General features: G+C 58.8%; 24 protein-coding genes and 1 pseudogene. 9 read left to right on the forward strand and 16 right to left on the reverse strand.

The annotated features are described in order from the left end of the window. Positions 1–207: 207 nt before the first annotated feature. From P9250_RS31625 to P9250_RS31650, 6 genes are all read right to left on the reverse strand, one after another. Positions 208–1,182 (reverse strand): CAP domain-containing protein, encoded by a 975-nt coding sequence (locus tag P9250_RS31625; protein ID WP_310397339.1) that lies wholly within the window; start codon positions 1,180–1,182, stop codon positions 208–210. Positions 1,183–1,392: 210 nt separating this feature from the next. Then, positions 1,393–1,767 (reverse strand): hypothetical protein, encoded by a 375-nt coding sequence (locus tag P9250_RS31630; protein ID WP_310397341.1) that lies wholly within the window; start codon positions 1,765–1,767, stop codon positions 1,393–1,395. 3 nt (positions 1,768–1,770) lie between these two features. Further along, positions 1,771–1,944: a hypothetical protein gene (locus tag P9250_RS31635; protein WP_310397681.1), complete on the reverse strand. Its 174-nt coding sequence runs from the start codon at positions 1,942–1,944 to the stop codon at positions 1,771–1,773. A 25-nt stretch (positions 1,945–1,969) separates the two neighbouring features. Then, positions 1,970–3,178, reverse strand: coding sequence for a FlhC family transcriptional regulator (locus tag P9250_RS31640; protein ID WP_310397343.1), 1,209 nt, complete (start codon positions 3,176–3,178; stop codon positions 1,970–1,972). 47 nt (positions 3,179–3,225) lie between these two features. Then, a complete protein-coding gene (locus P9250_RS31645; RefSeq protein WP_310397345.1) occupies positions 3,226–4,506 on the reverse strand; it encodes a hypothetical protein in 1,281 nt (426 codons plus the stop codon). A gap of 248 nt (positions 4,507–4,754) precedes the next feature. Continuing rightward, positions 4,755–5,435 (reverse strand): nuclease-related domain-containing protein, encoded by a 681-nt coding sequence (locus tag P9250_RS31650; RefSeq protein ID WP_310397347.1) that lies wholly within the window; start codon positions 5,433–5,435, stop codon positions 4,755–4,757. 403 nt (positions 5,436–5,838) lie between these two features. Between P9250_RS31650 and P9250_RS31655 the strand changes: the two genes are divergently transcribed. The 6 genes from P9250_RS31655 to P9250_RS31680 all read left to right on the forward strand — a co-directional run bounded on the left by P9250_RS31655 (position 5,839) and on the right by P9250_RS31680 (position 9,689). Then, on the forward strand, positions 5,839–6,120 hold the full coding sequence (locus tag P9250_RS31655) for a hypothetical protein (protein WP_310397348.1): 282 nt from the start codon (positions 5,839–5,841) through the stop codon (positions 6,118–6,120). Between the two features lie 108 nt (positions 6,121–6,228). Further along, a complete protein-coding gene (locus tag P9250_RS31660; protein WP_309851086.1) occupies positions 6,229–6,663 on the forward strand; it encodes a hypothetical protein in 435 nt (144 codons plus the stop codon). 10 nt (positions 6,664–6,673) lie between these two features. Beyond that, positions 6,674–7,459, forward strand: coding sequence for a hypothetical protein (locus P9250_RS31665; RefSeq protein WP_310397350.1), 786 nt, complete (start codon positions 6,674–6,676; stop codon positions 7,457–7,459). Positions 7,460–7,470: 11 nt separating this feature from the next. Next, complete coding sequence (gene ssb / locus P9250_RS31670) at positions 7,471–8,013, forward strand: single-stranded DNA-binding protein (protein ID WP_310397666.1); 543 nt, start codon at positions 7,471–7,473, stop codon at positions 8,011–8,013. A 255-nt stretch (positions 8,014–8,268) separates the two neighbouring features. Continuing rightward, positions 8,269–9,351: a primase-helicase zinc-binding domain-containing protein gene (locus tag P9250_RS31675; protein ID WP_310397351.1), complete on the forward strand. Its 1,083-nt coding sequence runs from the start codon at positions 8,269–8,271 to the stop codon at positions 9,349–9,351. Between the two features lie 113 nt (positions 9,352–9,464). Next, entirely contained in the window at positions 9,465–9,689 is a 225-nt protein-coding gene (locus tag P9250_RS31680; protein WP_309851080.1) for a hypothetical protein, read from the forward strand. Between the two features lie 292 nt (positions 9,690–9,981). Here P9250_RS31680 and P9250_RS31685 read toward each other — a convergent pair whose 3' ends face one another. From P9250_RS31685 to P9250_RS31695, 3 genes are all read right to left on the reverse strand, one after another. After that, positions 9,982–10,134, reverse strand: a complete 153-nt coding sequence (locus P9250_RS31685; RefSeq protein ID WP_309851076.1) for a hypothetical protein — start codon at positions 10,132–10,134, stop codon at positions 9,982–9,984. 127 nt (positions 10,135–10,261) lie between these two features. Further along, on the reverse strand, positions 10,262–10,588 hold the full coding sequence (locus P9250_RS31690) for a hypothetical protein (protein ID WP_310397354.1): 327 nt from the start codon (positions 10,586–10,588) through the stop codon (positions 10,262–10,264). Next, entirely contained in the window at positions 10,585–11,616 is a 1,032-nt protein-coding gene (locus P9250_RS31695; protein ID WP_310397356.1) for a PRTRC system protein D, read from the reverse strand. Before P9250_RS31695 ends, P9250_RS31690 begins: the two co-directional genes overlap by 4 nt. A 1,187-nt stretch (positions 11,617–12,803) precedes the next feature. Here P9250_RS31695 and P9250_RS31700 point away from each other — a divergent pair. Both P9250_RS31700 and P9250_RS31705 read left to right on the forward strand, forming a co-directional pair. Then, positions 12,804–13,604: a hypothetical protein gene (locus tag P9250_RS31700; protein ID WP_310397358.1), complete on the forward strand. Its 801-nt coding sequence runs from the start codon at positions 12,804–12,806 to the stop codon at positions 13,602–13,604. Next, positions 13,604–14,782 carry an integrase domain-containing protein gene (locus P9250_RS31705; RefSeq protein ID WP_310397360.1) on the forward strand — a complete coding sequence of 393 codons (1,179 nt, stop codon included), beginning with the start codon at positions 13,604–13,606 and terminating at the stop codon, positions 14,780–14,782. The genes P9250_RS31700 and P9250_RS31705 overlap by 1 nt, the downstream gene beginning before the upstream one ends. Positions 14,783–14,874: 92 nt before the next feature. Here P9250_RS31705 and P9250_RS31710 read toward each other — a convergent pair whose 3' ends face one another. The 7 genes and pseudogenes from P9250_RS31710 to P9250_RS31740 all read right to left on the reverse strand — a co-directional run bounded on the left by P9250_RS31710 (position 14,875) and on the right by P9250_RS31740 (position 18,740). Next, positions 14,875–15,015: a hypothetical protein gene (locus tag P9250_RS31710; protein ID WP_309851064.1), complete on the reverse strand. Its 141-nt coding sequence runs from the start codon at positions 15,013–15,015 to the stop codon at positions 14,875–14,877. An 82-nt stretch (positions 15,016–15,097) separates the two neighbouring features. Then, a complete protein-coding gene (locus P9250_RS31715) occupies positions 15,098–15,763 on the reverse strand; it encodes a Lar family restriction alleviation protein (protein WP_310397362.1) in 666 nt (221 codons plus the stop codon). Positions 15,764–15,884: 121 nt separating this feature from the next. After that, positions 15,885–16,280, reverse strand: coding sequence for a hypothetical protein (locus P9250_RS31720; protein WP_310397364.1), 396 nt, complete (start codon positions 16,278–16,280; stop codon positions 15,885–15,887). A 55-nt stretch (positions 16,281–16,335) separates the two neighbouring features. Beyond that, a complete protein-coding gene (locus P9250_RS31725; protein WP_310397366.1) occupies positions 16,336–16,647 on the reverse strand; it encodes a hypothetical protein in 312 nt (103 codons plus the stop codon). A 7-nt stretch (positions 16,648–16,654) separates the two neighbouring features. Further along, positions 16,655–17,188: a hypothetical protein gene (locus P9250_RS31730; protein ID WP_310397368.1), complete on the reverse strand. Its 534-nt coding sequence runs from the start codon at positions 17,186–17,188 to the stop codon at positions 16,655–16,657. A gap of 35 nt (positions 17,189–17,223) precedes the next feature. After that, positions 17,224–18,192: pseudogene (locus tag P9250_RS31735) on the reverse strand (DUF1173 family protein); the annotation flags it as partial. 218 nt (positions 18,193–18,410) lie between these two features. After that, positions 18,411–18,740: a hypothetical protein gene (locus P9250_RS31740; protein ID WP_310397371.1), complete on the reverse strand. Its 330-nt coding sequence runs from the start codon at positions 18,738–18,740 to the stop codon at positions 18,411–18,413. Between the two features lie 183 nt (positions 18,741–18,923). On the opposite strand from P9250_RS31740, the gene P9250_RS31745 reads away from it, so the two are divergent. Then, positions 18,924–19,331 carry a hypothetical protein gene (locus P9250_RS31745; RefSeq protein WP_310397372.1) on the forward strand — a complete coding sequence of 136 codons (408 nt, stop codon included), beginning with the start codon at positions 18,924–18,926 and terminating at the stop codon, positions 19,329–19,331. Positions 19,332–19,627 lie beyond the last annotated feature (296 nt).

Genomic DNA, 19,627 nt, shown 5'->3' on the forward strand with positions numbered 1-19,627 from the left:
TGACGGCGCTGGTGGAGGGTAAAGACCGTGGCTCGCCATGTAAGGCAGTAGTATCCGACGCCTCGCGCTGCTGTATCGCGGGGCTTTTGGTGTCAAGCGCACGCAACGCGAAGCGATCGAGGTTGCCCAAGGCTGTCATTAAGCGCGGCCGACAAAAAAGCCGCCATAAAAGTTGGCGGCTTTTGGCACCGGTACGCGGATTTTTTGTTAGCCGACGACGTCTCCAGTCGTAAAGCTGAACGTACGCGAGAACGCCACGCCGTTGATCGTACCCGTCAGCGAAACCGTGTATTGCGAGTTCGGGGACAACGGAGTGGTCGGGTACGCTACGCCCTGATCCGGCAGCAATTCCTTGTTCGGGTCTTTGGCCGAGTCGAGAACTTGCAAGGTAATGACATGCCCGGACGAATCCGTCATAGTGCCCGTTTGCATAGTGATGATGTCAGTCGGGTTGCCGACAACTCCTACCGGCGTTCCCCAATTACCGGACGTTGCGGGAGGGGTCGGGATTTCTCCAAACGACGTGTAGGCAACGCCAGCAGTCCCTTGGCACGGAAAGGTTAGCGGCGCGTTGGAGGTTAGCTGCTGAGAATTCGTCAAGTTCAACGAGAACTGCTCTTGCGGGAAGCCGTTGTACGTTTTCGCGACCTTGCCGATGCCAACCGTGTTCATAAGTGAGGCCGCAATGCTAATGTGATACACCCCGCTCAGGAAACCATAGATGGCTCGCCGACCATATTCTGCGTCCGTCAACGTCGCGTTCGTATAATAGCCACCAGACACCCCGATGGAACCGTTGTTAGACGTGTACCCGAAATGGGCTGCGCGATCAACGAAAGTCGCCCCTGTGAAGCCGGGATTGCCCGCGACTTCAGTGTCGGTAATAACATCGTTCACCGTAAGATACTGCGCGTGCGCCGCCGTCGCTTGGTCGAGTGCCGTGTTTTCCTGTAGGGCCGGGAAGCCGCATTGCTGGCGCTGTTGGTTGAGCAGGGTGAACGCTGCCAGTTGGAAGCTATCGGCCGGATACTGCGGTGTTGTTAGATTGGCCGGATTTGCGGGCGTGCTCGCTGCGGGCGCAGACGACGCATTGCTGCTGCCGCCACCACCACCGCAAGCGGCCACCAGCAGCGATGCAGCAATCGCGGCCATCGAGAGTTTGAAGTATTTCTGAATCATCATTTGTTGTTTCCGATCTAGTTGTTGCAGTCGCCCCCGCGATCTGCTTACTTTCATCTTATCGAGCGGTGTTCGAAGTCAAGCGTCTTGGAAGTCCGTCTCGAAAACCGCTTCCCTCGTTGGTAAATTGCCGTTGGCCAATCGGCGGCGCACGCATTGTAATACTCGCGTAGGGTCCGGCATTCGGCACCGTTGCTGGATCGCAACCGTTTGCTAACGATGTTTGGCGCGGGCTCGAAAGTGCTTCACCCGCAAGGCGATAAAGACGACGCCGAGCACCGCAGCAACGGCGACGGGCTGTGTCGCGCCGACAGACGAGAGAAGTGCGGACCCGCCCCAAAGGAGAATGAGGAGGTTCGCGAGCGCGCCGAATGCCTTGCTTTTCGACACGGCCGCGAACTGCCGCCTGCCTGACCCGAATCTTTGCGCGAAGCGAACGTTGCTTTGCTCAAGGTCGAACGCGTCCTGCGACTGCACCGTTGCCCGATCTGCGCGGTAGTGCCTTTCGTACCGTTGGAATCGGGCGTCGCCGCGGCCCTCAAGCCATGCGGCGACGCTGTCTGGAAAGAGGTAAGCGAAGTCCTGCATGGCTCAGTGCGTCACGTCAGAGTGAAATTCGATCGCGCCGATCGCATCGGCAATGCACAGACCATCGACCTCGCCGTAGTACGCGCCGGTTTGAAGGTCCAGCCAGCCAAACTGCACGCGGCCGTCGCGTGAGAAAACGACGAGTCCAGCTTCAACGCTAAACTGTTCGGACATCAATCGACTCCCTCCGTTGTGGTTATCGTTACTCGGGCTTCGACTTTGCCTGCTTTTTGGCGAAGCGGGACTTCAGACTGTAGCTGCAGCCCGGACAGAAGAAGTCTTTCGCCAGTTCGATCCTTCCTTGCTCGTTGGAGAGGATGTACTCCGTCTTACAGGTCCGGCACGGGGTCATCGTCAGCCGAGAGTGGATCGCCATTGCTCGGGTGAGGTGGATCGCGCGGTCGGGGCTAATGACCAACTCTTTGCCGAACATCTTCTCGGCGACGTCGATAGAGGCGATAAGCGCCTCAGGGATGTTGCCTCCGTTGGCCAGCGCCGCGCGATAAAGCCATGCCAAGAACGTTCCCTGCAGGCGATGTGTCGGGTGCTCGACGTACCAGATTAGCGACGTCGGATTGCAGCCGCACGGTGAACTGACGCCGTGGATTTCCCGGTAGGTGTTCCGTGCTTTTGTCGCGTTCAGCGTAAACAGATTGGTCGCAGTTGCAGCGCGGCAGCCTTGTGTCATAAGCGCCCGCGCGTAGACATCGCGCTGAGCCCGGTCCAGCCGAAGGTCTGACCACGCGTGCTTGAATGGCAAGGTGGACGGCGACAGCTGAGCCGTACGCATGAGGTAATGGGCGACCGCCTCGTTTGACAGCCATCCCGTGCGGTATTCTGTCCAGAACATGTTGTCGTCGAACCGCCATCTATAGAGCGGGAACTTGATCTCGCCGATCGCCGACTGGATGCGACGCATCGGCAGGCCCTTGAGATAGTGCGCGAGTTCGAGCGAGAGACCTAGCAGCGGTGCCGCCAGGACATTCATGTGCAGCACGTCCTTAAGCAGCGTCACATAGGAGCTGTTGTTGTGAAAGATGTCTCGGCCGGTCATGCCATCGACTTCGGGCATCTTATCCGTCAGCTCTTCTACTTTTCGCGAACGCAGGACGCCGTTGACGAACGTATCCCAGTCTCTGGGGTCCGGCAGGGTAGGGGACAACGCTAGGAACGGCATGTTCATCAACGTCGCCTTCGGATCGGCGTGCGTGTCGAACAGTTCCACGTTGTCCAGCGATAAGCCCAGCACGCCCTCCGCGTCGGGATACCGCGCAAGTACCTTGTGCATTGCGTCAGTGAGCGAATAGTTTTCGCGCTGGATCTTTTCGGCCAAGAAAGCCGGTAACGCGATGTTGGTCTCAATCGCGTCTAGAGTATTTTTTGACATTGTCGTTATCAATTTTTCTGTCATTCTGTGCGCCTCACGGCGCACGGCCACGTGGTCGGTCTTAGCCCTTTTTACTTAGCGAGCCATGCGTCGAGTTCGCTCTGCGATTTGCGCATCATCGCGGACAAAGTCTCCAGCATGGTGCGATGCTCGGCAGGGCTGTCGCATGCCTGGACGGCCAGTTGCGCGGCGGTGAGCTTTCCTGCGAAGGACTCGAACGCGGCGGAAACGCCTTCCATCGTCTTATGCACTTTTTCTGCGGCAGCGAGCGCAGCCTTGGCTTTCTCGCGGTTCTTCTCAACCTCGGTTACTTCTTGCTTCAGTGCGTCCAAGGCTTGCGTCGTCTTCTTGAATTCGGCTGTCTTCGCCTCCAACGCTTCCGATAGCGATGAGAAACCGGTGGGGGTGACAAGAACCTCCTTCACCTGAACTTCTGGCTTTTTGTTCATGACCTCATCGAGCAGTCGGGCGATCTCCCTGTCTTTATCTGCGAGGTCTTTCTGCATGTCGCTCATCCCCGCAGTACGACGGTTGTACAGGTCGTCTAGGCCGTCCAGTTGCTGCTGCTTTGCCGCCAGGGCCCGCGCCTTGGTGTCGAGTTCATCCTTAAGATGCTGCGCCTCGCGCTGCGCAAGGTCGAGTGCGGTCTTCGTGTCCTCAAGGACGGACGTGACGTTGTCTACTTGCTTTTGGCTATCGACAAGCGCTTTTTCTTGCTTCTGCAGCGCGTCGAGCAGCTTCTTCACGTCTGCTCGTTTCATGTCGGGCTTGCTTTCCTTCGCCAGCATGATCTCGTTGATCTGGGCGTCGGTGATGTGTGCGGCGGCCAGCATGTCGAGCTCGCCGACATTGAAGATACGGATAGCCTCTTCGTTGTTACCAAAGCGTTCCCAGCATCGCATGTACTGGCGGGCTGCCGACTCCTTGATCTTCAGCGAGTTCTCGAAGAAGTCGTACGCCATGCGCGCCGCTTTGCGATGGATCGCAATTTTGTCGCCGCCCTTCGCCACCAGATTGTTACGAATGAGGTAATGGGCGTGGAAAAGCTGATTGCCTAGCGCAATCATCTCTGCGGAGATGCGTTCCCGCGACTCGGAAACGGCCATCATGGAGTCCGTCAGCTTCGCGACGAGCTCGTCCTCTCCGCCAAACGAGTCTTTAGCGGCTTTTTCGATGGTGACCCGGGTGATCCCTTTGTTATCGTCGCGCGGGACGATGAAGTCGGACATGGAATCGTCACAGAACGGAACCGGTAGATTGGGATTGAACTTATTTGGAACGTTTCCGGACGTCTCGCCTGACAGCATTTCTTCTCTCCGTTGTGTGCAGCGCTGACGGGCGCTGCCCTTCATGAGCGGGGCTCTCATCCCCGCAAACCTATCGAACGATCGATCATCTAAGTAACCAATCGTAAATTCGTCGTTACACCTTCGGAGAGTGAAAAGACGCATATTTCACCCCCCTTTCGCGCCGTCGTGCGCAAACAAAAGCCCTACAAGCGCAGGTAAGCAATCGTTTAACGGTTCATATGTGTAACACTTTAACGTTTATGTGGAATAAATTTCCTAGACAAGGGCTTGATTTCGGTCGAAAGTTTTGGTTAAGCGGCCACCCGCGCCTTGTGGGCAATAAGAGCGTTTGCTGAGTTGTCGGCGTACATCAGCACGGCCGCCGTGGCGCGACGGATGTCCACCGGCGATCTTTCTTTGAACGAATCGCGCTTGAGTCGCAGCCAGTAGGGCAACTCCTCCAGCGATAGCAGATCGATCGGCAGGTCCCGGTGAAGCACGGCCGTGGGCGATGTGAAAATGCCGGCACCGGCAACCGGCCACATGTTTGGCAGTTGTTCACGAAGGAATCGGAGCTTGGTCCGGTTCTGCGCTATTGGGCAGCGCCTATCCTCCGTTTCGCCGTGGTGCGAAGTTCGGGTGAGATTCCCGGACATCGCTGACGGCGCAATGTGCCCGGACCAGTTTTTCGTCTCAAAAACGAAAATCCCGAAGGGCGTGATCGCAAGGTGATCGATCTCTGCCGTGGGAAAGGCCGTCCCCGGTGCGTGCTCGATCACCAACGGACCATCGTGCAGATAAAACTCCTCGCCGCACAGGCAGCGGAGGGATTTGCGCAGCTTCGCCTCCGTCGCAGCCTCGCCAGCAGCGCCGATCGCGTCCGCCCAACGTGGCGCTGTGCGCGCCGAATGCGAAGTGCGCGAGCAACGCCGTCCTTTAGACCGTCTATATAGGTAGTAGCCGCCGACGGCGATCAGTAGTTTGATAAGCATGTGCTGGCTCCCTGGTATGTATGCTCCAAGCATGGCAGGGCATGCGCGAAGTCAAGGCCGCCTGGCTCGCAGTCACAGATGCGTCGAAAAAAGCAAAAGGCGGTATGAAATCGGGAGCTTTCGAAGGCACACACCTCGCTGGCAGAGCGTAAATTCCCATCTATCCCCGCGTCCACGACGCATCGACCCGAGTTGCGCATACCGATAGGCCGCGCGCTCGCATCCCACTTTCCCCTGCTTTGAGCTGCTTCCGCCACGCCTTCATTCGAGCCATGACGAAAGCGTCTCTCCGCGCGCCGTTTTTCCCTGCTCACCCGAGCATCGAAAATCATCCAGCGCTGTATAGGCTGGACATCCCCTAGTGCGTCTTTTTCCGGAGAGAAAAATGCCGAGGCAGTTGGTTATGAAGGCGATGAAGTCGCCCGGCTGGTTGGTCGCTGTTTGCTTTGCCCTGTGGCTTGCTGCGCACTCGTTCTTCGCCTTTCTGTTTGTCTCTACCACCGTCGGTGTCTGGATCAAGAGATCCATCAAGGCGGCGCTGAAAGAGGAGAAAGCTGAGGATTCGAAGGCGCCCGCGCACGCCGTTGTCGCTCCGGCTCCCGCCGACGCCAACGTCACGCCCATCAAACGTCAGTACGCCAAGTCCGCAGTGGTCGTTCCACTTAAGACAGGCACCGACAACTAGTCGCTACGCCTGAATGTCAAGACTGCCCGCACGGGCGGTCTTGACCCCTCACCCCAACGGGAAACCATCCCGTTGCGGGCATGGGTTCCCGTTCCTTCGGAGATTCCCATGCAAGCAGAAGTAGCCGCATGGCAACTGGACATGTTCGGCGCTCCCGAAGCACCGATCACACGCGTCCAAGCCAAGCCCGATCCGCTGCCCGATCCGCACCTGTGGAGCGGGGCCGTTAAAGACAAGATGGTCGACGCGTTGATAAGTCTCGCGACTGACAGCAGACGCGGCGACAACATGCCCGAGTCGTTAATGGACTGCGCTGCGTTGTTCAGCGAGCGACTCAAAAACCGAAAAAAGATGGAACTCGAAGACTATCGGGCCACGCTCGGATGGGTCATGGAGTTCTGGATGGGCGCCTTACCGTATCGATTCGTGTGCCAGATCAACGGCGTCGATCCCGAGATCCTGCAGGACGTCATTCTGAGCAACCCTTTGCTCAAACGCGACATGGAAGAAGTGCGTCGCGAGTGCTTCGGCACGCTGCTCTAGGAAGTCGACTATGAGCACATCAACATTCGGCCGGCTGCTGGGAACGCTCTTCGGAGTGCAGTCGGCGACGCAGGCCCGAAATAGCTACCCCGCAAAGCAATCATCCCCCGTCGAAGTCGGAAAAGGCGGAGCGAACGAGCGGCACATCGCGATCGCTGGTCAACCGATGCTATTTCGCGACGAGGGCGATGTCGTGGTGCAGTTTCGCCCGGCGTTCGACTATGAGCTACGGCCAACCGCAGTCGGAATGAAGCTGATTCCGGCGCTCGCTCCGCACTGGGAAGTGCTGCGAGAGCACCAGGGTCCGCTCACAGAAGCGATTGCGGCTGCCGTCCGGGACGTTCAGCCGACAGAGACGCCCTCCGAGCGTTCCGTTGCGCGAACCCGCCCAGCCGCCGCTAGCGACGCGCGACCGACAAGACAAATCGTCGAGACCGTAGCGTCGTCGCCAGCGCTGGCCGCCGAGCCATCACATCGGCCCAGTGAGCGCGCGCGATATGGCGTGCTCAAGGAGTGGGGCGAGAAGGAGTTCCCCGACGGCAAGCGACCGGGGCGGACCTACGAATCCTTCTGCATCACACTCGAGCACCGTACAGGTGTGGACGTGCTGCAAGGCGAGGGTCTTCGCGACGCGATTGCAGAAGCACATTGCAAAGTCGGCGATCGCATAGAGGTCAGACGCCTTGGCAAGATCAAGGTACCTGCCGTCGATAAACGTGGTCGACCCAAGCTCGACGCCAGCGGCGCGCAAGTGCTGTGGGACAAGTGGCTTTGGTCGATTTCGAAGAAATCTTAAAGGAGCTTTTTATGGCATCAATAAACAAGGTCATCCTCGTGGGCAACCTCGGAGCCGACCCGGAAACGCGTTATCTGCCGAGCGGCGACGCGGTGGCAAACATTCGACTGGCAACGACGGATCGCTACAAGGACAAGTCCTCGGGGGAAATGAAGGAGCAGACCGAGTGGCATCGCGTTTCGTTCTTCGGTCGGCTGGCGGAAATCGTCAACGAGTATCTGAAGAAGGGCTCGTCGGTGTACATCGAAGGCAGAATCCGCACGCGCAAGTACACGGACCAAGCCGGGCAAGAGCGGTATTCGACGGAAATCGTCGCAGACCAGATGCAAACGCTCGGCGGCCGTTCTACCGGTGATCGTTCGTCCAATGACGGTTTCGAGAGCCAGCGCCCCGCACGTCAAGAACGGTCGCAGCAGCCGCGATCGAGCAGCCCGACGCCGGCAAATCGCGAACCGCAATCGACGTCGTATGGCGGAGGCGGAGGCTTCGGAGATATGGACGACGATATTCCGTTTCGCGCCTATCTAAAGGGACGTGAATGGTCCGCCGTTTGATCCCGTAACTGCTCACCTCACCTCCTGTTTTTCCTCACCTTCGTTGCTTCGTCGCACCGGGAACGGTCGGCGGAGCCGCGAAGCGTCTCTTTCCGACGCGACATAGCCTCATTCGTCGCCACACCCGCCTTTCGTTTTCCCTGCTGAAAAAAGCCGTCCGCCTCGCGCGAGGCGAGCACGGCGGGCGGCTTTTTTGAGCACGGTTTCACCGCCTGTTCAGGCATCGAACTCAACCACACCACAACTGGAGTGACAATGAATGTAAAGGACGTCAAGCTGTCCCCGGAACAGTGGATTGCGTTGCTCCAGAAGTATGGAGTGCCCGCAAGCTCACTGACTGGGAAGGGCGCACCCTGTCCCATCTGCGGCGGAAACGACCGCTTCACCTACGACAACAACCGCGGTCGCGGCGACTGGGTCTGCCGCAAGTGCAACGACGGCGACCGAAAAGCCGGCGACGGCTTCGAGCTCATCTGCAAGTCCGCCGGAATGACCTTCCGCGAACTCATGGTCGAACTCGAGGGCGGCAGCCTGGCCGATGCACGGCAGAACCGAGCACAACCGGCAGCCCCGGTGCCCGGCCGAAAGGTCGATCCCGAGTGGGCGCGCAAACGCCTCGACTCGATGTGGGATCGAGCGACGCTGGTCGGTTCCGACGGCCTCGTTCCGCGGTACCTGCGCGAGCGGGTGCCGGGTCTGACAGTGGGCCCGTCCGCGGCGCTGCGCATGGCGATGCTCGATTACCGCCACGAGAAGAAAGTTATCGGTCAGTGGCCGGGCATCCTCGCTCGTTTCACGCTGCCGGACGGCCGACTCGGAACGCTGCACCGAACGTTCCTTGAACGCTCGAAACCTGCGAAGGCGTCGATCGTCACTAACGATGGCGAGATCCTCCCATCCAAGCTGAACGACGTGACGCTTCATAAGCTCAACGGCGGCGCGGTCCGGCTGATGGATCCAGTCGATGGGGAAATCGGCGTCGCGGAAGGTCTCGAGACGGCGTATGCCGCGCACATGCTCTTCGGCGTGCCGGTCTGGTACTGCCTGAATCGAATCCTTCTCGCCGATTTCGTTGTGCCGGACGGGCTCGGCATTCGCGTCGTCCACATTTTCGCGGACTTCGATGCGGTCGATCCCCGCACCGGTAAATCGCCGGGGGTCGATGCCGCATTGAAGCTTGCGAAGCGGCTGCGAGCTGAAGGCTACACGGCTATGGTTCACCGGCCTAAAAAGCGGGAAACCGATTTTGCCGACGAGTGGTGTGCATCTCAGGCAGCGCATCGCCCGTCCGTTCCAATGGTGGTACGCCGCGACGAACGTGAAGCACTGCACGTTTGAGTATTTGATTCCGCGGCCGCCTGGCCGCTAACACGTAACTTTTTGCCCGGTGGGGATTCGTCCCCAACCGGGGCCGCAATCCGCCCGAGCTTTTTTCCAATGGAGAAGAGGAAATGAGCTTTAGCATGATTGTTGGCCGGTATGAAATCGTCGCAACGTCCGGTGTCGAGAACGGCTCGGTCAGAGTTGGAAAGTCTGAGGCGGAAGCCTACGATGTGATCGACCGTAAACGAGGCGGTCATGCCCGAGTGGAGAAGCAGGGCGTCACGCTGGACACTGCTTGGTTTTACTGCATTCGTCGACAGGCGAGCGCACAAGGTGTATCTCTGCTGCATTGATGCCCCGTGAAGACAAAAGCCCCGACCGTTTGGTCGGGGCTTTTTTATTTGGCAGCTAGGAATCAGCGACTACTTGTAGCGCACCACGTACCACAAACGCCACCGTAAGACGAAAAACGTAACCTTCAGGAACGGAACGAGGATGCCAGTTGCCCAACACATCACGAACGCACTGGACCCGAACAACACCTGAGTGAGGCCGCTCTTTGGCAGGTACGCACAAACCCACATCACGAAGAAAGACGCCATCACGATAATGATGCGTCGCGTGAAAAACGGCAGCGCCATGAATCTAGCGTACATCATCGGCTCCTTCGGCTGAGCGGGACAAGGCGCGATGAAACAGATAAGCAGCCTCCCAAGCAGCCAGTGCGGCGGCCACAAAGATCCACATGCGAACGCCGCGCGTCCAGTCGGCGTGCGCCAACATTTCTAAAAAGCCCATTTCTCCCTCCGTCGCCTTTGCAGGCCTGAACTATACGTTCCTATCTTGTCAGCATTCTCGCATTGTCAAGCGGTCGCGAAGAAAGCGGTCGAGAAGAGCACCGACGCTTTTGCTGTTGGCGGTGTCATCACCCCAGGATTAGATTTTCAGCCAGGAATGCGTAGTCGAAGTCTGGTTCGCCGTCGCCGACGGGTTGACTCGGTGCAGCTGTAACGACCGCGTCGCGTGCGGACGTAAGAATCGTTGGGCCGGCGATTGGCTCCCCGGTCGCAGCCGGCGCAGCACGCGTCCCCGGCTGGTTGCTGACCGAAACGTTGCCCCGCAGCGCATCTTCTGCAAGGCGCTTCAACAGCGCCGCACGCTGCCTCGGGTTGGAGATCGCAACCAGAGCGTCGAACAACGCTGGCGTCACTACTTCGCTGATTGTTACCTTGATCTCCAAAGCGCCTGTCATGCGGGCACTCCTTCCTTGCGCTTCTTATCGCGCAGCATCGTTGCCTCGCCAGCGGCAAGAAACCCCTTGACGTTCGTGAAACACGGATCCGGCATGTGGTCGATCCTCAAATGCGGAAAACGCGCTTGTATCTCGGACTTGTAGAGAGCCGCACCCCCACCCGTGAGAACGATTGAGCGAATATCCACGGTGTTTTTCACACCCGCTTGGATCGCTTTCACCGCAGCGTCTATGACCGTTTGCGCTCCAGGCAGGAACTCGCGAAGGTCGTAATCGTTCCCGTTGAGCAGCAACGTGGACCCGGTGCGCAACGCCTTATCGATCCGCTCAATTCCCTGAGTGTCGATATGCAGCTTCTCTTTGATGACAGCCGCGATAGCTTCGTAATGGTGAGAAGCGCCGCTGTGATGACCTCCGCTGCGCTCTTCGTCGATCGTCAGCCCCGTCGCGACTACCCAGTCCGTGGTGAAGTAGCCAACGTCAATAATGAGGTGCGGGTCCTCTTTGTCGAACTCGTGATAGCGCGAGAAGTTGACCAATGCACCCAGAGGCTGCGGCAGCACTATGACGCTTCCGACATCGAAATCCACCTCGCCGAACGCATTTTTGCCGGCGAAGGCAGTGCGCAAGTGCGCAACGTGGGTGTGGAAGTTGCGCATCGGCAGACCGAGGACCAAGCGGTCGACCGATGCAATGTTGGCGAAATGAAACGCGCCTGCCAGCAACGCGGCATAGCTGGAAGTCGTGCAGTAGTCGTCGTTGAGCGTCGCGCCCGCATCGCCGTTGCGCGAGCTCAACAAGACGCCCGGACCAACCTGATAGCGCTTACCTTCGACCTCCACGGCAATCGTCTTCGGCGTCGTGATCAATCCGGCGCTCTCCTTGGCGATCGTATGTGCCTTGTACGGCGGCGTCAGCGACGGAAACATAAATGTTGAGACGTCTGATCCATTGCGAAAGGCGACCTTGGTGTTGCCATATCCAACGTCGACAGCAAGGACGGGCGCATGTACTTTCATTGTGTTCATTCTCTCTCCAGAGCATTTCAATAGGCCACACTCATCTGCCCGTTATCTGACAGAAAAGTGGCAGATAGGCGGTGATGATGGCGTTCTCTCTACCAACGTCCGGATAACTGTCAGATATCTCCACCTCAACGGTGAGAAGCAAGAACGGATGCTGGGCCTTGCCTCAATCTGTTAGTTATCTGGACGAATTCGGTGAGAAAAGTCCACGTCACACGCGTCCAACTCTACAGATCGACACAGAAAGTCAAGGAAGCAAAAGCTCACTACATTTAGGCAGCTTTCGAAAAATGCGTTGGCTTCCGAGCGGCTAATATTCCAATCACCAACCGCGCGACCAGCGCATCGACCTCCTATACGGACCATCGAGGGGACCGCTTTGCCTAGCGAAAATCCCCTCTGTCACAGGCCGCAAAATCATGCGGCCTATTTCTCAATCAAATCAAACGCACCGTGAGCCAAGTTGAGGAACACGGACACGCGATATCCATTGGGTTTGCGGGCAGTTCAGCCCGAGAAAGCAAGTTGAGTCGAGGTGCGAGCGGACACGGACACAGTCTGCTGCTGCGATCACCGACGCATTCGACGAGCATGGACGCATCCTTACAGCACACGAAGCTGGGTACGTTGCGTGAGGCCCGACACACCGCGGCGGATTCAACGCGCTTGGGGATGGGGGAGCGAGCAAGCCAGAAAGGCGACTGCTCCCTGTACGGAAGACGAACGGTCGGCGCAACCGGAACAAAACAGCGCAAGAGCAATTACCGAGCAATTGGCCTCAGCGCATCAGTGCTAAGGCCGGCGCGGTAGCCGTAGCAGCGGCACAGCCCGATCGCGAAGCGAAATGCTCGCGGTTGGACTGCCGGCAGCAGCGGGGAGAACAATCAACGGCGAGAGGTTCCGCGAAGCGGACCTGCGTTGATGTCTACCGGCAGCTAGTCGGCGGCGGTCAACACGCGAAGCGTGAGACCGGCAGCACGCAGCAACACGGACGGTCGATGCACGTCTCTTCCACGTGCGGGGCTGATCGAATGGAATCGCTAAAGGCGAGGAAGGGTGGACCCGGCGGGGTGACGCGGCGCGCTGCGCGAAGAGACGAGGAGATAGGCTCCCTGCGGTTCTCGCCCGGCGACAAAGGGATCGGGCACATGTAAGTGTCCGCGGACCAAGCGCAGATCAACGAGGAAACGATGCAGGAGCCGTTGGACGTATTCGTGCTTCGGAAGGCAGTAACGGGCTCATATATTGTCGGCTCGTACCACCGCGTCATGGGACCAGTTTTCCTAGACGTATTCCACTCGGTCGAACGGCATTACAGGCTGACGCTGAACCTAGATCGGGCCCATCGCTTTGAGCGCAATACGGTCGACATAGATGCTTTTCTATCGAAGCTCGACGAGAGCGATCACGAGTCTGGCGTGGCCACCGGCGAGGTTGCCTCGCTATCCAATAATTTTTCCGTCACCCGGGGGGCCTTGGCTGAGTGGGCACGAGCCACCCCTTGGATAAAAGTTTTCGCACCTGCGCCGCCGCTGTACTTGCGGGCATTCGGAGCGGGGATCGAGCGTAGCTCGCCATGGACGCGAGACATTGCGCAAGCACACCGCTTCAGTGCCCGAGAAATCCTGCTTGAGCCGTCGCTGAGGAGGATCGAGCCGCATGGGCGGTTCGTCTCGCTGACGGCGGGTGGCGCCGCCGCCACAGGTGCGCATAAAGCCGCCCGGGAGCCGTGGGTCAATCATCCGCTTGAGGCTGACCTAGCGTGGTCCATGTGGCAGTTGTCCGTGCGATACGGTTTTGACGATGTGAGCGCGAGACGAGCTGCGCTTAGGCACGCAGCGGCGGCCGGTTGGGAATCTGCGGCGGCAGGCGTGATTGAGATATCCGGCCATATTGCGCGGTCGCCCGAGTTGCGCCAATCGTTCGAGACAGGACGGGCGCTCTGCTATGCAACTAATCACTTGATCAGGAACGCACAGGGGAATTGCTAATGTCGGTCACCGTCAACGTCCGCTCTGAACTTCGTCGCTACAATTTGCCAGAGGACTTCAAAATCGAACTGGAACGGCTTCTTGAGGACAACGTCGCTCGCGTGCACAGCCGGACTCGCGTGAGTAAAAACTCGCTGTCGTTGAAGACACAGGCATATCGGATTCAGAAGATCTGCCACGCATTCGTGGAGCTTCGCGAGAACGGATACGCACTGAAATCTCCGTGGGCCCTGAAGCAGAAGCACGTCGAGGCACTTGTGGACATCTGGGTTCGTAAGAAGCTGACGGGCGGAACAATCGAAAACAAGCTGACCTATCTTCGCGCACTCGCCGATTGGATGTACAAGCCAAACCTGATCGGCCCGTTGGAGAGTTATGTTGACCGTAAAGAGCACGGTCTCGTGCGCTCGTACATCGCCACCGAGGACAAGTCGTGGGCCGGCAATGGAGTCGATTCGATCGAGAAGATGGCGGAGATCGCACATACCGACAAGTATGTGGCTGTACAACTCCGCCTGCAGTTGACCTTCGGTTTGCGCGTCGAGGAAAGCTTCCTCTTGCGCCCTCTTGAGTCAGTCGGCGATGACGGGATGCTTCGCGTCACTCGGGGGACGAAAGGCGGTCGGAACCGGGTCGTTCCGATCGGTGACGGCCTAGACGTACTGAAGGAGGCTGCAGCCCTGATCAATCCGGTTTCCAAGACGACGATCCCTCTGGGATATACGAAGCAGCAGTGGAAAGACCGGTTTTACCGAGTGCTCCGCAAGCACGGCGTACGCAAGAGCGCGCTCGGAATAACTGCCCACGGCCTACGACATCAGAACTTCCACACGATGTACGAAGCGCTGGCAGGCGTGAAAGCGCCGGTTAAGGGGACAGGCGAGATTGCGCCGAAGGAGCAGCACGAGGAGGCCAGGCGGCAGGTGGTCGAGGCGGCCGGTCATAGCCGTCCATCGATAGCGAACGCGTACCTGTCGACCCATAGAGTGCAGCAGCAAAAGGCGCCCGACGTCACATTCGATCAGGTGTGTGATGCCATCGCTAAGTTCAACGGCAACAAAAAAGCTGCTGCGAACTTCCTTCAGATCTCTAGGCAGAGCGTCTATCGAATCCTGGAACGTAGCCGCGAGTGTGCCAATGCAAGAAGACCCGGGTTGTCACACGCGGAAAATTTGTGATTGTCATTTCTTTTCAATGACTTGAACGGAAACGTCTCGCGCAAAGTGAATTATCACTGATAATGCCCCCGCTCCGGGTCCCGCGTTTTGGCTCAATTCAACAGCCAATCCAATGACCGGCTTGTCATAGCGTGATAGGTGAGAATGGCGGCCAAGGCGAGCGCCACCGTGAGCTGCGGTGCGAGCTTTGCGCGCAGGCGGTAAGCGGCGCGAAGGTAGTCGATGGGGGACATGCGTTTCCTGTGGTGGTGGGTTGCTGCTGGCGCCGAACTGGCCAGCACCAAACCAGTATGGACGCATAAGCCGCAAGTCAAGTTACCAGCGATTGCGGTCCGGCAGATCGTCAACTGCGAGGTTCACGCTGTTTTCGAAACTGCCCTCATCACCGCCCGTCGCAGGAATCCGCGGAAACTGAATCGAGGCTATGCCGTCGATGTAGACGCGTTTCGCAAGTTGCTGCAGCTTCCGGTATCTCGCAGCATCGTTGAGCACTGTGTCGACAGGCCAGAAATCGCTCAATGTGATCTTGCTGTCGACGATTTTCGCAGCCAGCATGGCGAAAATTGGGCCGCGCTTCTCCCAGTCGCCCTCCGTCCGTGCCAATAGGTTGATCAGGAACGGGGCATCTAGGGCGCTGACTTCTTTCCTAATCAGCTTGAGGAGATCGCCTTCCTTGGCAGGCGGGCGCCGCGTCCGAGCGTTCCAGATCGTCCCCGCCTTCTCCAGGGCCGCGTGCCGGTCGTCGCCGATTGCGATCCAAGGCGTTTGCATACCGCAGTCCTCGCAAAAAATGCAGCAAACCTTTTCTTGCGGGATCGCAAATAGCGAGCGCGCTTCGAGGTCGTTAATCTGCGGAGCGGCTCGGTCGTCGGCGTTCAGATAGTCACTCGCGGGCGCCGACAGGCGCTTCAACAGCCGGTGCGAGTAGCCAAAGGCCCATTTTCCGCCGCAATGGTCGCAGGGGAAGAGCTCGTCAGTCATGGCAGCGTGGTCCGGGGCGTTCGCCGATCGTCGGCGAAAAGGGTGTGGGCGGATGCATTATAGCGACGCTCGTTTACCGCCAAATTAGGAAACAACCCCGAACTTTACAACAGCTTTCAGACTACGCGGCGACGCGGTTGGCGGCGATTGCGTTGTAATCCTCGTGGCTGACCAAGCGGATAGGCCTCAAAGATGGGGCGTCGAAAAGTAACCGATACGATCTGCCAACGGGAACCGATAGGAGCCTGCCGGCGGACGACTTCAGGAATTTGCCGTCGAGCGAGAAGGGATGGATTCCGTTGCTGACCTTCGCGAGGAGGTCGCGTGCCTCGCGTTGAACGGACGACAGATGACGAACCATCGACAGGTCGATGGCGTCGTCGGCAGTCGAGCTTCTCTTTGCCGCGCGCATTTGTTCCATCGCGAGGCGTTGCTCGGCTTTCTCTTTTTCTGCGTTGGCGCAGGTGTGGCAGAACTTCCCCTTGCCGGTGTGGCCGCATGCAAACGACTGCTTCATGGTGCTGGTGCTCTGTTGTTGCTGATAGCCTATTGCACCACCGATTGAGGCTCCGTCAAGTCTCCGTTGAAGGCTGTTTCGGTGCTCTTTTCAGGTTATCGATGGCGTCGAGCGTCTTGGAGAGCTCAAGAATTCGCGAATCAGCAAGAGCCAGACGATTGTTGAGGTGCTCGATGTGCGAGAGAGCGAGACCATACTGCTCAGCGAGCATTGAAAGCGCGGAGAAGGGTGCCACGGCCGTGCCGCAGTCAGAGCAAGAGACCGTGCCGCCGTGTTTATCCTGCCGAATATGACCATGCGCGCAGTCGTTGCCGTCACTGCGCGCATCGCTGGTAGAGAGACGCGTAAATGGAAGGATGTTGCTCATTCAGGAGTCAACGAGTGGCGCCGCGCCGGTAAGCGGGCCACCCTCGATTTCGCCGCGTAGGTTGTCGGGGAACAAAACCCGAGCAATTCTCGCATCTCGCACGATAGTGCCGCTCAACATTATCAAGATATCGCCGAAAGGCTGCGTCGTCGGTGAGACGCCCCTCAATCGAACAATGCGCGAGCCGTAAATCGGTCGGCGTCGACGCGTGTTGTTCAAGTGCACGGGCATGTCCGCCATCCGGCAGCCACCACCTGTTCCAACGAACGGTAAAGGCTAGCCAGCTACGCGCTGAACTATCGATCTCTGCCCACGACGCCCGGAAGTCGAGGATCGCGCCAAGCGTACTGAAGAACACCATGCGCACTTGGGTGTCGTCGGCGGCCGCGACAACGATCTGCTTGCGCCGCTCATCGACCGGGTCGATCGAACTTGCCATTGCGAGCGCTGGGTAGCTCACCTGCCATTCGGCGTCGCGAGCCGTCGCGTGTTTCAGAAAGAACGAGTTCGAGCTCACGTGTTGTATCGAGAAGTTGAACATGGGGTCAAGGTATCGCGGTGATGCCCGCTGTCAAGTCAAGCGGCGTCCGGCAGTCGTACCGACGCTAGTTCTGCCGGTGGTATCCACTCGACACAAGGCGTTGCAGTGCGCGCGTACCGCGCCTGCTTTTCCTTTTTGCGCTCAAGGTACTGCGGGTTGCCCTGCATGCCATAGACTTCGATCGCGGTCAGGGCCTCGGTGTCCGTCAGTTGAAAGTCCGGCAGCAGTGCATCGCCGTTCTCCAGCCTGAGCGGCTTGGTAAACCGACGGCGCTCCGCGACCAGCCGGTTGGCCATCGCGACTTCGTAGCTGGAGTCGCAAGGTAAGAAGCTGCTGTTGCACAACTGCAGGGCGATGTCGACGATTCGAAGATTCCCTTCTTTTGTCCGCTCGATGACCGCTAACACCACGATCCGCGCGCTCGCGTCGCCGACCATGGCCCATGCAGATCGGAATGATGCGGCCGCCATCTCAATCAACTGCTTTGAGGCAAAGAAGGTGCGCTTCATCTGACGAAGCTTGACGACGGAGCCATACTTGGAAGCATCGACCGTGCGCAACTCGCCAAGCACCAAGCCACGTTGCGACGCCGTAGGCGTCGTTTCAATCCGCCCGAGAAAGTCATCGAACTCCGCGACGATGGATTGCGCTTCGTTTTCGTCATAGCGACGCATGACATGCAGGACGCTCTGCATCGGCTTACTGTTGAGTTTGCCGTCTCCCAGTGCGGCGACGAGGTGAGCGTTGCATTGCCCCCAACTGCGCGCAGAGGCACCCGTCCAGGTATGCAAATCCGCCTCGGTCCAGAGACGCTGCAGGAAGCCGAGCAGCGCCGCTGCACGGCGAGTCCTGCCCGTGTCTGAAGCGTTCGCGGGCAGGCGGGGAGAGGTTTCGACTGTTTTGACAAATAGGGAGGCGTCGAGCTTGACGTTCAAACCCGCAGGCGTCTGCTGGATTGCATCAGCGGCTTCGGACTTGCTCTTGCCGGCCGCAGCGGCCGCCGCATAGAAAGGACACTGCGAGTTGTGGCGGGGCCCTTCGTCGGGCCATCGCGCAAGATGGAAAAGCGCGCCAGCGACGAACTACGAGACGCAGCGGTTGGCCCGCACTCGCGGAGTTGCATCGACACGCCGCATAACCCGGCGACTTCTTGGCACGCTCAAGCTGGCGCGCGTAGCGTGCCGGGCTGTTCTGAACGTCCTCAAGCGAAACGGTGAGATTGTCAAAGGCGACGTGAACCATGTCTTTCGGCCTCGCGCAGGGTGGAACGCGCCTGGTGGCTGGGGACCTTGTGAACATGGGCGCGAGTGCCCAGCAGATTGGCCATCTGGCGCACGCTCAAGCAGAACTGCTCTGCGTGGAAAGTGCTGGGAAACCGAACGCCGACGGTCGACACAGCGCCAGGAGCGGCATAGTCACGAGAAAATACCGCGCCAGCGCCAATCAGTGCGTCCAGCCATGAGTCCGGAAACCCAGCGGCCGGCTCTGCATCTGCGCGTGCGCCTGCCGGGTCATCTCTGATGTCTTCGAAGCTGATGATGATGAGGTCCATCGTCCTTAGTCACGGGCGAAGAGGCGGATGCGAGCTGCCTCAGTTGCGAGTTGGTGCTTTCGCCAAAGTCTTGTCGCAAAGGACGAGCGCGCCCATCGCGGCGACGCCTCCTGTATATACGAGTGCGATGAGCAGTGCGATCAACCTCTTCTCGTTGCTTGCTAGCGCTTCGGCGCGGACGCTTTGCGCCCTCGCGAGTTCGATACGCTGCGAATCCAGCGCGTCGTCGAACGACTGACGGTCACGAAACCCGTAGTTTTGGAGCACAGTCGCCTGCGCGTTGGCCGGAACCTGCTGGAGCGCATCTGCGACGCCTTGCATGCGCTCTACGAGGCCTGTGCCTGCAACGACCGGTACGGCTGTTCGCTCGAGTTTGAATCCGTGCACAACAAGGCCGATCGCCGCAACCGAGGTCGCGCACGAAGCGATGAGGACGGCAACAGTAGCTATGTGACTCAGTTTCATGTGCTCATGGAATCGTTGACGCGGCTAGCGCAGTTCACGATTCTCGCGATCGGCGACCCATTAGCGACGGAGAAAGGTGCGTCGTTTCGAGCGCCTTTTCGATTCACCGTGCGCACACGTAGTTGAGCCGGAATTCCTTGCCAGCAAATTGACCGGAAAGCTATCGTTTTTAGGGGGTCTTTCGCCAAACGCGCTTCATCATGATGAACCCCCCGGACCGTGAACCCCGAGAGATGTGTGGGTGAATGTGCGCGGCGGTGACGTGTTATCCCCAGGGTTATCCAGAAAAACTGGGGATAACTGAAAGCGGCTGGCTGAAGAGGCGCTATCAAAAGCTCGCCTTTCCCCGCAACGCGGCGACGTCATGCAGGTATCGTTGAACCATCACCCGCGCGTCCTAGCGCATCGACTCTCGGCGACCA

It is taken from the genome of Caballeronia sp. LP006 (genome assembly GCF_031450995.1).
Classification (GTDB): domain Bacteria; phylum Pseudomonadota; class Gammaproteobacteria; order Burkholderiales; family Burkholderiaceae; genus Caballeronia.